This is a genomic window from Sphingomonas aerolata (genome assembly GCF_023935825.1).
Classification (GTDB): Bacteria; Pseudomonadota; Alphaproteobacteria; order Sphingomonadales; family Sphingomonadaceae; genus Sphingomonas; species Sphingomonas aerolata.
In genome coordinates, this window is record NZ_CP098762.1 from 1,918,897 (window position 1) to 1,931,510 (window position 12,614).

The window sequence follows — 12,614 nt, forward strand, 5'->3', positions numbered from 1 at the left end:
GACAGTCGGCCATCCATCGGGTACTATAGTAGGTCCATACTTTCTGCGAACAGTTGACAGATAATTCTACTTAGGTTGAGTAAAAGCATGACCCGTAATCGTCGACCATCGAAGCAAATGCTCCTCTTGCTGGAGGCGCTGTCGGCGCACGCTCAGCAGTGTCGCCACGGCTACGATCTGATGAAAGAGACGGGGCTCCTGTCTGGAACGCTGTACCCGCTACTGATCCGCATGACCGACCAAGGGCTCGTCGAGGCCGAGTGGCTTGAACCGGAACACCCTGGCCGTCCTGCTCGGCATGCGTACCGTTTAACGAGTGCTGGAGTGGCATTTGCGCGTATGGCCGCACCTGCCGGCCCAATGACTTTCACCAAGGCCGCCTTCGCGTGAAATCAGCTGTGTCGCGAGCTCTGCTGTCATTGGCCGGTCGGTCTCTCGGCTCGGATCGCCGAACGTGGGCGATGGCCATGGAAGCGGAGTTCGAAGCTGCGGTGGAGGATCGACGTCCATTCCTGTTCGCTCTCGGCTGCCTGTTCGTAGCGTGGCGAGAGATCGGGAAGCACAGCGAAGGACGCCTGATCCTTGCGAGTTACACGCTTGCTCTGGGGTTACTCATTCCGATGGCAACTCTGCAGTTCCAGCAGGCGGTCGGCTTCCTGTCTTCGGCAGACGGTCCGCCTTTTGGTATCCCAAGCGCCGGCGACGGACCGAATCTTTATTTGATCTGGTCTCAGAACAGCGCAATCCCGATATTGCTTATCACGTGGCTTCTGCTCGGTATGGCGCACCTATGTCTCGCGTGGACGCTCGTAGAGGGGGATTGGCCGCGCACCGTGAAGTGCGGCACGCTGATTGGAGCAGCAATGATCACGTTGTCGCTGTTCATGGGCGTATTGATGATCGATCTGTCGTCATTGGGGGTGCAAGTCGCGGAGTTGGTGATCGAATTTGTGGCGGTGGTAGCCATTTCGCGGTGGCACATTCGGATTTCATCGGACACCTCATCCGAACTGCTCGCCCGGTAGCTTGTAGGTGCTTTTCTACGATCCGGGCGAACGACCGGAGCTCTGTGGAGTCACTTGACTCTTAAATCTACATATGTTGCTCTGCGCCTACAGCGAGGGTGGTGAGGTTCGACGCTTACGGCCGACAAAACGCTGCCTAGGTGTGGGCAGAACCGACGGGGGGCACAGTGTCCGACGCGGTGAAAGGGGAGCGAAGATGTGGCGAGTTATCAGTCTCGGTGTCGTCGCTGCCGGCACTGTCTTGCTCATCACTCTTCTCGTCTTCCCGCGTAAGCCTGTCGTTGATGCCGGTGAGGCCGGCCTTTTCGCCAACGACTGCTGCGGCACGGTAAAGCTGGCCGACGGCAAGATGCTGCTCAATGATCAGCGGACGGTATCCTACGTTGTCGCGAGAGATGCAGATGGGCCGTACATCCTGCCCCACGTCGACGTCGGCGTTGTAGCCGATCAGGGGCTCGACGTGGATGGAACACGCTCGGTGCGCAGGCTGCGCCTTGACCGGCTACCTACGCCGACCAGAATTACGCTGCATGAGGGTTTGACACCCTATGTTTTTAAACGGTCGACGCCACGTCTTCGCAAATAACTTCGAAGGGGCCGTTCATCAGCTTGAATGATTTGGTCAGAGCCGCCCTAGCACTACTCATAAATCTACATTTGTTTTTATAATGCGGAGCGATAGCTGCTGGATGTTGTGAGCGGTTGTTCAGCAGCGAACGGTGAAAAGACTTCGGCACGGCATACCGGCCGTGCTGCACGGTGAGGAAGTGGAGCAATGATAAAAACCATGACTAGTGCGTCCCGCGGCTCCCCCTATCGGGTGCTGACGGCCCTTCTTCCACTTCCCGCGACAGGCATCGCCGGCCGCGTAGAGGCGCAGCCACAGGCAGAGGTCGGCATCCCTTCGTTGAATCGCGCGCGCTTGGCCGTGCCCGGGTCGACCGCCACCGATGTTCGTATCTCATCTGAGCCGGGTGTTGTTCTGGCGGGAACGCTGTACCTGCCGGCAGGGCACAGCAAGGGTCCCTATCCTTTGGCCGTGCTGATTGAGGGGAATGGGCCCAATAAACGCGGTGGCTTTTCCGAGATAATCAAACGACTGTCCGCCGACGGCATCGCTGCCCTGGAATATGACAAGCGCGGTGTCGGGCAGTCGACGGGCACTTACGAGGAGCATGTCGAGCGGCTGACCGCGGATGCCCGCGCCGCGGTCGCGGCGATGCGCCATCGCTCGGATATTATCGGCAGCCGCATTGCGTTGGTCGGCCATAGCGGGGCGGTGTGATCGCGCCGTCGGCGGCGGCTGCCGATCCTGACATCGCGGCCGTGGTGACGCTGGCAGGCAATATTGGTGACGGGCTGCCCTATGTCAGGAAGGGGCTTTACAAGCAGATGATGAAGATGGTTGGCGGGGGCCGTGACACCCTCGTCGGGCCGGCGACGGATGCAGCCATGGCTTTGCTCCAGGCTCGTGTAGACAGCGGAGATGCGGCAATGATTGCACGCCTTTATGCCAACGCCGTAGACCGGTTCGAGGCAGCGGGGTTCCCGCGCGCTCAGGCGGAACAAGCGCTCGCCATGATCGACGTTCCAGAGGCCTGGGGCGCACGAAAGCTTCGCTCGGCCTCCGATCTCAGGGCCTTGCACATTCCCGTTCTAGCGATCTACGGGACCAAGGATACGCTGGTGGATGACGCACCTGCGGCGCGTGCCGCTTTGGCGAGCAACCGTCGCGCTCGAATTGTGATGCTGGACGGGCTCGGTCATTCGTTCCAGGAAGGCGCGGTTGCAGGCGAGCCGGATGAGGCGTCAAGGTTGGGCCCGTATCTCGGATCGCCTCGCCTCGTGGCAGTCGTTGGCGACTGGCTTCGAGATGCACTGTGGTCGAAAACTGGCACGGGGATGGGACAAGTGCGGTAACGCGCACCCTTTTGCCGCTCGACGACTAATAAACTGCTGCGTTTGAGCGCCGGTCTTTAGCCTCTAAAGGGCGTTTGACAGCGCTAAGTCGCCGTCCGCTACACATGAACCATAATCGGCTACGCGCCTGTCCTGGCTCGAAGCAGCTGTTCCGCTCTCCTCTCCATTCAAGACGTCCATGGCGGGGGATCATGCGCCAAGTTCAGTCAGCGCGGGGGATGAATGAATGTCTTAAGTTGGGGACCGCGGAAAGGCGCGCGAATGTCCGGGTATGGATCAAATGTGCCCCGGCGTCTTCACCCGAGATCAGCTCTCACGCTCATCCAGCAGCACCCGCAGCCGCTCGGCATCGTCAGGCGTGGCGGGGTTGTAGATAATCATCCCCAGTTCCGGCCTTCCTTCGACGGCGAACGACGAAAACTCCATCGCCAGCAGCCCCGCGTCGGGATGGTGGATACGTTTTATTCCTTCGCCGTGAGCGACCACGTCGTTGTCCTGCCACAGCGCTTCGAACTCAGGGCTTAGCCGAGACAACTCCATGACGAGCTTTATCACCTCGGCGCTGGTGCTAGCGCCGGCGCGCGCCACGTCGGCGCGGAAGGCGCCGACGACGAAGCGGGCGATGCTGTCGAAATCGGCATTGCGGGCGCGGACATGGTCGCTGCCGAACATCAGACGCAGAATGTTGCGTCCCTCGCGCGGCAGCTTGGAATAGTCGGTCAGCAAGACCGCAGCGGCACGGTTCCAGCCGACAACGTCCCACATCGCGGTCTTGATGATCGCGGGGCTGAGCACCATCCCGTCGAGTACCCGTTGCAGGCGAGGGGTGATGCCGTCGACCGGCTGATAGCGGGCCTCTGGCAGACGACCCAGTCCGAGCATGTAGATGTGCTCGCGCTCCGGCTCGGTCAGCATCAGCCCCTTCGCAATGCGATCGAGGACATCCGCAGATGGCGCGCCGCCACGGCCCTGCTCAAGCCAGGTGTACCAGGTGGGACTGATATTCGCGCGGCTCGCAACCTCTTCACGGCGCAAGCCGGGCGTACGGCGGCGACTGCCGCTGAGCCCGAAAGTCGCCGGGTCCAGGCGAGTGCGGCGGTCGCGCAGGTACGTGCCCAGCGAATTTGGTGCTTCAGTAGACAAGATGTATCCTGTTGCAGCTTATACCACGATAAGCTCACTACTTTAACAGGGTCGGGCGCAAGGCGATACATCCCTCGTCAACGAGGAGATTTCCATGCGCGTGTTCTTGACCGGTGCGACCGGCTTTATCGGCTCCCATGTCATTCCCGAACTACTCCACCGCGGTCACAATGTGCTCGGGCTCGCTCGCTCCGACGCGGGCGCGCAGCAGCTCGAAGCGGCTGGCGCCGATGTTCATCGGGGCGACCTGGAACGACCGGAGACCCTTGCGAGTGGTGTCGCTGCGGCTGACGCGGTCATTCACTGCGCATTCGATCACGACTTTGCCAACTTCGTCGAGAATACTCGAAAGGATGAACGCAACATCGCCGCGATGGGCGATGCGCTGGCGGGAACCAACAAGCCGATCCTGATAACCTCGGGCATCGGTATTGGAACGCCGCGCAACGGCGGTCCTGCGACCGAGGATGTGCTCAACCCGCTCCACGCCAATCCGCGCATCGTGACGGAGCTGGCCGCCGCAGCGCTGATCGCCCGCCGCATCGATGTCCGCACCATTCGCCTGCCGCAGGTGCACAATACTACCAAGGCCGGTCTGATCACGCCGCTGATCGCCGAGGCCCGCCGTGCCGGGGCGGTGGCGTATCTCGGCGAAGGGAAGACGCGCTGGGCTGCCGCGCATATCAGCGATGTCGCCAAGCTATACGTGCTGGCTCTCGAGCGCGGCGAGCCGGGCGCGCGATACCATGCGTCGGTCGAGGAGGGCGTCGATGCACGCACGATCGCAGAGGCCATCGGCGAGGGAACCGGATTGCCGGTACGTTCGATCGCAACCGAAGACATCGAGCGCTTCTTCGGCTGGATGACTCCCTTCGCCGCTCTCGACATGACCGCGTCGAGCGTCTTGACGCAGGAGCGGCTGGGATGGGAGCCTACAGGTCCCGATCTACTCACCGATCTCGCCGCGATGGATCATTCCGAGCCCATGATCGGATAACAGAGCGCCGTTGCACGCTGATGTGAGTAGATTCCGCTGGCGTGCAGCGGCGTGACTATAGCCTGAGGATCACACCATGGCCTCGGCCGGTTACGTGAACGAACGGCCGATTCTGGGATGCCGCTTTCGGGCACTGAACGACCGCTTGTTGGTCCGCTCAGACCTCGGTGCGTTCGGCCAATTCCAAAGCGTCCTCCACGTCAACGCCCAAGTAGCGCACCGTGCTGTCGATCTTGGCATGGCCGAGAAGGATCTGAACGGCGCGGAGGTTGCCAGTCGCCTTGTAGATGATCGACGCTTTCGTGCGCCGTAGCGAGTGCGTCCCATAATCCTGCGCCGGTAGGCCGATGCCGACCACCCACTCGCGCACGAGGCGGGCATATTGCCGCGTGCTCATGTGGTCCATGTAGTCGTTGCGGCTCGGGAAAACGAAGTCGTTCAGTGTCCCCCCACGTCGCTCCAACCATGCTCGCATCGTCTTTCGCGCCGTGTCCATTATCTCGAACTGAACCGGTCGTTTGGTTTTCTGCTGAACCACGACGGCGCGGTCCCGGACGCGCCCGCCGGAAACTACATCGCCAATCCGCACCCTGACCACGTCACAGCCACGGAGCTTGCTGTCGATGGCGAAGTCGAACAGCGCTCGGTCGCGCAGTCTCCTCTGCTGGTCGAGCCAGAAGCGAATGGCCCAGACCTGTTGCTGTTTCAGCGCCCGCTTCGCACCAATCAGCCGGCCTTCGTTCCAAGGCCGAAGTTCGTGAAAGGCGGGGTCCATTGACGAGTGACCCATCGATCATCTCCATCGGCCCAGATCGGTCAATCGAGGATGCGCATGCGCAGTAAACTGCCGGTTTAGAAATGTGGTTGATTAGCCGTCGATGATGCTGAACGAGCTGTCGGTTTCGGGCGGCGCCTGGCGGTCTCTGTGCAGCCGAAAGTGGATTTCACTTGCTCGGCGCCGTCAACGTCCGCTTTGGGAACGATGGTAACATCTGAACCAGAGCTCCAGCCAGGCTCGTCATGGGCGCTCGCCGAGGCTTTAGAATGTTTCGATGCCCACGTCCAAGAGCCTGCTATAGGCCGGCTCATGACAGACGTTCCGACGGAAGGACCGGCCTTCGAGGCAATGATGCGCGAGATCGATGCGAAGCTTAAGGCGGAGGGGGTGGAGATTCCAAGCCGACCCATCTCCGCCGTCGGCGAGGTCAGCATCCGTTACGGAGACATCCCGATTCCGCTCGGCGATGGGGCCATCAAGATGCCGCCGGCGCTCGAACGCCACCGACCGCTCGCGGCGGCGATACGCAAGTGGTACGACGACACCTACGGCGACCGGATCAAGATCGACATGTCTGCCGGAAGGATCGTCCTGCTGTTGGAGGGCGACCTCTACACCCTGCGGATCCCTCGCTTCTTCGGCAGCGTCAACTTCATCGTTGTCCGAGAATGGCTTCCCAAGGTGCCGATCGGCCGTGGTCCTGCAACCTGCAATGTCGTGCAGCTTGTGGACGACATGACGCCGGCGATGGCAAAGACCCTATCCGACGAGGCGCTGCTGGCGATTTGGTCCGCGTTCGAGATTGGCCTGCCTGCCTGCTACACGCTCGAGAGCACGCAGAGCGAGTTGATGGCCATCGCACGCAGCGACGTAAAGGTCGCGGTTTCGAACCTGATGGACCGAAGCGACCACTTCGGTGCCTCGAAATGGGCATCGTTGCAGTCAGCCGAGAAGGTTCTGAAGGCTGCGATCCTGCTGAGGGGGCGCTCGCTTCAAGTTCGTGCACGAACTGAAGCCGCTGTGCGATCAACTTGCCGGGCTCGGCGTCGTCTTCGACCATGCCCAGCTCATCGCCGACATCCAGTGCACGCCGAAGATCCGCTACGGCGAGGAGCCCTGCACGCGCGAACAGGCGCTGGCAGCGCATCAAGCCTCGCTGGTACTGGTCAACCGGCTGCGCGACGCAGGCGCAGGCTTCGAGCTCGGACTGGGCGGATGAAGGTTCCCGCGGGGAGCGCAGTATTTGGGGTAGGCGGTCGGTCGGTGCAGGTCGCCGTCGCTGATCGCTCGAATGAACGTGCGGCCGTTTTCAAGTAGCGCGCGACAGCCGCGAATGACCGACTATGGGTCAGCGCCGGGGGGCGGCGTGGTGTCGCCGAAAGCACGAAGTTGCGGATGGGAATGGTAGACATCTGACTATTGGCGCCTAAACCCACCCTTTGGATCACCGAGAAGGCCAGGTTAAGATCACGCGCCAGGCGGACTTTTCTTTTTCGCGTTTTAGCCGCAAGTAACAGCTAGATGGCTCTCTCACCCGACTATTATTCTGTTCTAGGGGTGCCCTCGACGGCAAGTCGCGAAGCTATCCACAGCGCGTGGAAAGCGCTGCTCCGTCAATATCACCCCGACGCCAATCATGGTGTGGATGTTTCTGCTCGTGCGAAAGAGATCAACGAGGCGTATTCCGTTTTGGGAAAGAAGGAAGCACGCGCCGCCTATGATCGGTCGCAGATCAGGCTGTCTGCCCACCGAGCGACCGCGGACCGCCCGTTTCACCCCAGGAAAGCCGGCAGGCGCCCGATGGGACCTAGTCCGTCGATGCAGCCCAGCGGTAGCTTCTCGCAGCCGCTAGAGACCAACGAATGGCTGATGGGCCTTTTCCTGCTGATCCTCACCGCCGCACCGATCGCTACAATCCTGGTTCTGTGGAATGAGGAATCCGGATTGGCGCCTACGGTTCGACGTAGCGTCGCCGCTAATCCCGCGCCTGAGCCCCCCGCAAAAGCCATCCGCGGCTCATTGGGCACAAAACTCGAACTTGGACAGCCTGCTTCCTAAACTATTGCCCAGTCGCGACTTTCGAGTTCGCAGGGCAGGCGCCAAAAGCGGTCGTAACGCGAAGATAAACGAGCGGCCGAAGTTGGGAAGCTGAGAAGGGGGCGGGGACGTCTGCTTCTAGGTCCTTCCGGTTTTATTGATGTGTCAACGCATTAGTATTTGCTGACGCCTGTTAAGCTGGTCGGACCGGAAGGGACGACGCCGTCGAACCGCGTTTTACCGGGGAGAGAAACTGCGAGGCTGAGATCGCCGTCGTGCCCCCGGAAGATTTGCCGGGCGAGCGCCAGACCCACGCCCGTGCCCTCGGTCTTGGTGGTGAAGAAGGGGCGGAAGATGTCAACCTGGTTTGCGGTTGGAATACCGGGGCCGGTGTCCGTCATCGTAAACTGCGTTTGGCCGACGAGGGCAGAGATGGCGAGCGTGACCCGCGCGTCGGAAGAGCCGTGCAACGCCTCGGCTGCGTTCTGCAACACCGCCCAAAGCGCCGCGGTCAGTTGATCCGGGTCGGCCAGCAGATGGGCCGGTGCATCCAGGAGGTCGGTCGTAAACGCGATTCCCGGCCATCTCGTCGTAAACAATGCCGCCAGATCGCTGACGAACCCGGCCAGAGGAATACGCTCTATCGAAGGGGCGGGCAGCTTCGCCAACCCACGGTAGCTTTCGCCGAACCGGTGCAGGCTGGCGGCGCGGCGTGCGACGGTCTCGACCGCGTCACGTACCTTGGGCAGCATCGGGTCCGGATCGTCGAGCATCGCCACCGCGGTCTCGGCTAGCGAGGCGATCGGGGTGAGGGCGTTGACGATCTCGTGGCTCAAGACCTGGACGAGCTCGCGCAACGCCGCGGCCTCGGCGGCCTTCAGTTCGGCGTCGATGTCGATCAGCGCGCCGATCCGCGTCATTCGCCCTGCCAGCGCGAGGTCGCCGGTGGCCAGCGCGAAGCTCCGGATGTCGGTGTCATACCCGATCTCGATCGTGGCGGTGCGGCCGGGGCGGGTGTCGGCGAGCGCGGAAACGAGCTGCTCAGGCGGATCGACGACCAGATCGCCTGCGCCGAGCAATCGCCGCGCGGCACGGTTGACGGCGCGCAACCGGCCGTCTTCGAGTGCGACCAAGGGCGCAGGCGACAAGTCAAGATAGGCGTTCAGACGGCGCCGTTCCTCTTCTCCAGCAGACGGGGTCGGGATTGGTGGCGCCGGTATCGGCGAGCGCTGACCAGCATCGACCAGGTCGAGTACGGCGATCCAGATCGCGATCATCGCCGCGAGGAGCGCGGTGGCGTACAGACCGCGTGTGGCCGCAACCGCACCACCGGCACCGGCCGCAGCTATTACCAGCGCGCGTACGACCGCGCGCGTCCGGTCAGAGGCCATAGCGTGCCATTCGGCGATAGAGCGCCGCGCGGGTCAGTCCGAGCTGTGCGGCGGCGCGGCTGACGTTGAAGGCGTGGCGCTCGAGTGCTGCGGTGATCAGCGTTTCCTCGTTACGCGCGAGCGACAGATCGGGGGTGAGCGATTGCGCCTCGGCGCTACCGGGTGGACGCAGCAGGTCGCCGATCGCGTAAGTCTCGCCATTGCCGAGCAGAACCGCGCGTTCCATCGTCTGGCGCAGACCGCGGACGTTGTCGGGCCAGCGATCCGCCGCGATCGCCTGCACAGCGTCCGCATCGAGTGGTCTGAGGGGCTTGCCGTGGCGGTAGGCGAACAGCGCGAGGAAATGGCGTGCGAGCAGCGCCGCATCGCCCGCGCGATCGACGAGCGGCGGGAGGGCGATTTCGATCGTTCCGACCCGGTCGAGCAAATCTTCGCCGATCGCCCCCCGAACGCCGTTGCGATCCAGTCGCGTGGTCGCGATGACGCGGATGCCGTCGAGCGCTGAGAGGAGAACGCCGTTGAGCGCACGAGGCAGGCGGTTGATATGGTCGATGACCAACAACCCGCCAGCGGCCGCCGCCATTTGCTGGGCGATGACGGCGGCGTCCGCGGCCTCGGCGTCCAACGTGATGAGCGGCAGGGCGGCGTGGGACGAGGCCTGATGAACCAGTCGGGCGACCAGCGTCTTGCCGGTGCCCGCAGCGCCGTGGATCAGGATCGGGGCCGCGGTCGGCGCGACGCGAGCGACCAAGTCGCGCGCGCGCGTAATCTCGGCGCTTTCGCCGAGCAGGATGCCGTCATGGACGGGCGGTGTCGCCGCTGTCTCCAGCTTCGCGCGGCGCAGCGCCAGCCCGCGCTCTACCGTGGTCAGCAGGCGCTCGTTGTTCCAGGGCTTAATCACGAAGTCGGTCGCGCCGCTGCGCATCGCCCGGACGGCGACCGCGATCCCGCTATGCCCGGTGACGACGATGACGACGGCGCGCGCGTCCGCTGCGATCAGCCGGTCGAGCATCGCGAACCCCTCCTCGCCGGTTGTCCGTCCCCGCGCGAAGTTGAGATCGAGCAGGATGACGTCGATTGGTTCGCCGGCGAGCAGCACCCAGGCCGCCTCCGGGTTCGCTGCGGTCGACACGCGCATGCCGTGCCGTTCGAGCAACAGCCGCGCTGCCTTGGCGATGTCGGGATCGTCGTCGATGACCAGGATGTGCGATTCGGTTGACATGGCCGTCATAGTGTCCGGAAACGGACAGTTGGTACAGTAGGGTGAGCGCTTCAGCTGCGGAGCACGGAATTATGCAGCTTTGGCAGTAGTTTAGGATCTGGTCGCTCCGTCCCGTACACTCTCTGCATGACGGAGACGACCTTGCCTGGAACGGGCGCCGCGATGGACCGGCGTATCGAGCGGCCGCACGCCAAGCGGCGCAAGCGGATCATGCGCAGTGCGCTTGCGATCGCGGTGGTGGCTGCGGCGGTGCTGCTATGGCTGCTGATGCCCGGCGCTAATGCACTGACCGTCGATGCCGCCGCGATCCGTACCGGCGATGTGGTGCGCGCGCCGTTCCGCGATTTCGTGCCGCTCCGCGCCGAGGTGGCGCCGTTGCGGACCGTGTTCGTGACCGCGATCTCCGGCGGGCAGGTCGCCGACCTTGCAACCAGCGATGGCGCGATGGTCGCCGCCGGCACACCGCTCGCACGTTTGTCCAATCCGTCGCTCGAACTCGACGTGGCCAGCCGCTCGGCGGAGATCGTCGGGCAGTTGAGCGCGATCAGCGGCCAGCGGCTGTCGGTCCAGAACACCCGGCAGGACGGCGCGCGCGATCTGGCCGAGGCACGCAACGCGCTGTCAAAGGCGCGGACGTTGCTCGCGCAGAAGCAGGTGCTGTTCGACCGGGGGATCATCACGCGCGCCGCGATCGATCCGGTGCGCGAGGATGTCGGGTATCAGCAGGCGCGGGTTGCTGCGCTTGATCGAGGGACCGCCGAAGCCGGCGCTACGCTGGCGGATCAGTCCTCCGGCATCGCCGCGACCGCGCGGCAGTTGCGCGAAAGCCTGGCGATGGTTCGGGCGAGTCTCTCCGCCTTGGTGCTGCGCGCGCCGGTTGCGGGACGTCTTACTGCCTTCACGTTGCAGCCCGGGCAGACGCTCAAGAGCGGCGACCCGGTCGGGCAGATCGATTCCGAGGGACAGTGGAAGCTGACTGCCGATGTCGACCAATTCTATCTCGGGCGCGTCCGCGTCGGGCTCGGCGCGTCGGCCGATATCGACGGTCGGAGCTATGCGATGTCGGTCATAAAAATCCTACCGCAGGTCACCGAAGGCCGGTTTCGCGTCGAACTCGGCTTTCGCGGCCGCCCACCCACGGGGCTGAACCGTGGCCAGACACTCGACGTGCGGCTCGTGCTTGGCGCGGACCGTCCGGCGGTGGTCGCACTGTCGGGCGGCTGGCTCGATGCGGGCGGTACCACCGCTTTCGTGCTCGATGGGAACGCGAAGGCCGTCAGGCGCGCGATCGTCACCGGCCGACGCAATCCCGATCAGGTCGAGATCGTCTCCGGCCTCGCCCCCGGCGACCGGATCGTGACCACCGCGCTCGGCACCTACACCCCCTTCCAGACCCTCCTCATCCGATAGGATTCGATATGATCCAGTTACAGGACCTCAGCCGCACCTATGCCTCGGACGAAATCGAAACGACTGCGCTCGGCGGCATCGACCTCGCAGTCGAGGCGGGCGAGTTCGTCGCGATCATGGGGCCCTCGGGGTGCGGCAAATCGACGCTGCTCAACATCATCGGCACGATCGACCGGCCCACGGACGGTCGGTATCTGTTCGAAGGGGCCGACATCGCGCGCGCGCCCGAAGCCGAGCTCGCCAAACTGCGGCGCGATCGGCTGGGCTTCGTCTTCCAGAGCTTCAACCTGATCGACGAGTTGACGATCGCCGAGAACGTCGCGCTGGGTCTCGCCTATCGGACGATGCCCGCGCGCGAGAAGAAGGACCGCGTCGCGGCGGCGATGGATAGGGTCGGCATCGCCCACCGTCAGCGCCATCACCCGCATCAATTGTCGGGCGGCCAGCAACAGCGCGCGGCGATCGCCCGCGCGATCGTCGGCGAGCCGCGGCTGATCCTCGCCGACGAGCCGACCGGCAACCTCGATACCGAGAACGGCGCGCAGGTGATGGACATCCTTGGCCAACTGAACGCCGAGGGCGCGACGATCGTGATGGTCACGCACAGCCCGTCGCACGCCGATATCGCCAAGCGGACGGTGCACATGCTCGATGGCCGCATCCTGTCGTCGGCACGGCGTGCCGCCTGATG

General features: G+C 63.6%; 14 protein-coding genes. 10 read left to right on the forward strand and 4 right to left on the reverse strand.

Going from position 1 to position 12,614, the window contains the following annotated elements; translation table 11 throughout:
- Window positions 1-87 precede the first annotated feature (87 nt).
- From NEF64_RS08885 to NEF64_RS08905, 5 genes are all read left to right on the forward strand, one after another.
- The gene (locus NEF64_RS08885; protein ID WP_338112129.1) at window positions 88-390 is read left to right on the forward strand and encodes a PadR family transcriptional regulator; all 303 of its coding nucleotides are present in this window, start codon (window positions 88-90) and stop codon (window positions 388-390) included.
- Between the two features lie 71 nt (window positions 391-461).
- On the forward strand, window positions 462-1,025 hold the full coding sequence (locus NEF64_RS08890; RefSeq protein WP_252574861.1) for a hypothetical protein: 564 nt from the start codon (window positions 462-464) through the stop codon (window positions 1,023-1,025).
- Between the two features lie 196 nt (window positions 1,026-1,221).
- Entirely contained in the window at window positions 1,222-1,611 is a 390-nt protein-coding gene (locus NEF64_RS08895) for a hypothetical protein (RefSeq protein WP_156360530.1), read from the forward strand.
- A 189-nt stretch (window positions 1,612-1,800) separates the two neighbouring features.
- Window positions 1,801-2,310, forward strand: a complete 510-nt coding sequence (locus tag NEF64_RS08900; RefSeq protein WP_156360529.1) for an alpha/beta hydrolase family protein — start codon at window positions 1,801-1,803, stop codon at window positions 2,308-2,310.
- Window positions 2,307-2,945 (forward strand): alpha/beta fold hydrolase, encoded by a 639-nt coding sequence (locus tag NEF64_RS08905; protein ID WP_056409928.1) that lies wholly within the window; start codon window positions 2,307-2,309, stop codon window positions 2,943-2,945. The genes NEF64_RS08900 and NEF64_RS08905 overlap by 4 nt, the downstream gene beginning before the upstream one ends.
- 306 nt (window positions 2,946-3,251) lie before the next feature.
- On the opposite strand, the gene NEF64_RS08910 is transcribed toward NEF64_RS08905, so the two are convergent.
- A complete protein-coding gene (locus tag NEF64_RS08910; RefSeq protein ID WP_056409925.1) occupies window positions 3,252-4,088 on the reverse strand; it encodes a helix-turn-helix transcriptional regulator in 837 nt (278 codons plus the stop codon).
- Window positions 4,089-4,182: 94 nt separating this feature from the next.
- Between NEF64_RS08910 and NEF64_RS08915 the strand changes: the two genes are divergently transcribed.
- Window positions 4,183-5,085 (forward strand): SDR family oxidoreductase, encoded by a 903-nt coding sequence (locus NEF64_RS08915; protein ID WP_056409922.1) that lies wholly within the window; start codon window positions 4,183-4,185, stop codon window positions 5,083-5,085.
- Between the two features lie 157 nt (window positions 5,086-5,242).
- On the opposite strand, the gene NEF64_RS08920 is transcribed toward NEF64_RS08915, so the two are convergent.
- Window positions 5,243-5,860 carry a tyrosine-type recombinase/integrase gene (locus tag NEF64_RS08920; protein ID WP_093401111.1) on the reverse strand — a complete coding sequence of 206 codons (618 nt, stop codon included), beginning with the start codon at window positions 5,858-5,860 and terminating at the stop codon, window positions 5,243-5,245.
- Between the two features lie 312 nt (window positions 5,861-6,172).
- Between NEF64_RS08920 and NEF64_RS08925 the strand changes: the two genes are divergently transcribed.
- Window positions 6,173-7,180, forward strand: a complete 1,008-nt coding sequence (locus NEF64_RS08925) for a hypothetical protein (RefSeq protein ID WP_156360528.1) — start codon at window positions 6,173-6,175, stop codon at window positions 7,178-7,180.
- Window positions 7,181-7,384: 204 nt separating this feature from the next.
- Window positions 7,385-7,921, forward strand: coding sequence for a J domain-containing protein (locus NEF64_RS08930; RefSeq protein WP_082447111.1), 537 nt, complete (start codon window positions 7,385-7,387; stop codon window positions 7,919-7,921).
- Window positions 7,922-8,073: 152 nt separating this feature from the next.
- Here the strand turns inward: NEF64_RS08930 and NEF64_RS08935 are convergent, their stop codons facing one another.
- On the reverse strand, window positions 8,074-9,177 hold the full coding sequence (locus tag NEF64_RS08935; RefSeq protein ID WP_082447110.1) for a sensor histidine kinase: 1,104 nt from the start codon (window positions 9,175-9,177) through the stop codon (window positions 8,074-8,076).
- Window positions 9,178-9,280: 103 nt separating this feature from the next.
- Window positions 9,281-10,513: a sigma-54-dependent transcriptional regulator gene (locus tag NEF64_RS08940; RefSeq protein WP_031395716.1), complete on the reverse strand. Its 1,233-nt coding sequence runs from the start codon at window positions 10,511-10,513 to the stop codon at window positions 9,281-9,283.
- Between the two features lie 126 nt (window positions 10,514-10,639).
- Here NEF64_RS08940 and NEF64_RS08945 point away from each other — a divergent pair, with 126 nt between their 5' ends.
- Complete coding sequence (locus NEF64_RS08945; protein WP_234387691.1) at window positions 10,640-11,923, forward strand: efflux RND transporter periplasmic adaptor subunit; 1,284 nt, start codon at window positions 10,640-10,642, stop codon at window positions 11,921-11,923.
- Window positions 11,924-11,931: 8 nt separating this feature from the next.
- Window positions 11,932-12,612 (forward strand): ABC transporter ATP-binding protein, encoded by a 681-nt coding sequence (locus NEF64_RS08950; RefSeq protein WP_031395714.1) that lies wholly within the window; start codon window positions 11,932-11,934, stop codon window positions 12,610-12,612.
- The last annotated feature ends 2 nt before the right edge of the window (window positions 12,613-12,614 follow it).

What these genes read in the sequence shown, in the direction of transcription:
- NEF64_RS08925 (WP_156360528.1), top strand. Translation starts at nt 6,173, where the DNA reads ATGACAGACGTTCCGACGGAAGGACCGGCCTTCGAGGCAATGATGCGC.
- NEF64_RS08945 (WP_234387691.1), top strand. Translation starts at nt 10,640, where the DNA reads ATGACGGAGACGACCTTGCCTGGAACGGGCGCCGCGATGGACCGGCGT.
- NEF64_RS08940 (WP_031395716.1), bottom strand. Translation starts at nt 10,513, where the DNA reads ATGTCAACCGAATCGCACATCCTGGTCATCGACGACGATCCCGACATC.
- NEF64_RS08950 (WP_031395714.1), top strand. Translation starts at nt 11,932, where the DNA reads ATGATCCAGTTACAGGACCTCAGCCGCACCTATGCCTCGGACGAAATC.
- NEF64_RS08900 (WP_156360529.1), top strand. Translation starts at nt 1,801, where the DNA reads ATGATAAAAACCATGACTAGTGCGTCCCGCGGCTCCCCCTATCGGGTG.
- NEF64_RS08915 (WP_056409922.1), top strand. Translation starts at nt 4,183, where the DNA reads ATGCGCGTGTTCTTGACCGGTGCGACCGGCTTTATCGGCTCCCATGTC.
- NEF64_RS08935 (WP_082447110.1), bottom strand. Translation starts at nt 9,177, where the DNA reads ATGATCGCGATCTGGATCGCCGTACTCGACCTGGTCGATGCTGGTCAG.
- NEF64_RS08920 (WP_093401111.1), bottom strand. Translation starts at nt 5,860, where the DNA reads ATGGACCCCGCCTTTCACGAACTTCGGCCTTGGAACGAAGGCCGGCTG.
- NEF64_RS08885 (WP_338112129.1), top strand. Translation starts at nt 88, where the DNA reads ATGACCCGTAATCGTCGACCATCGAAGCAAATGCTCCTCTTGCTGGAG.
- NEF64_RS08890 (WP_252574861.1), top strand. Translation starts at nt 462, where the DNA reads ATGGCCATGGAAGCGGAGTTCGAAGCTGCGGTGGAGGATCGACGTCCA.
- NEF64_RS08930 (WP_082447111.1), top strand. Translation starts at nt 7,385, where the DNA reads ATGGCTCTCTCACCCGACTATTATTCTGTTCTAGGGGTGCCCTCGACG.
- NEF64_RS08895 (WP_156360530.1), top strand. Translation starts at nt 1,222, where the DNA reads ATGTGGCGAGTTATCAGTCTCGGTGTCGTCGCTGCCGGCACTGTCTTG.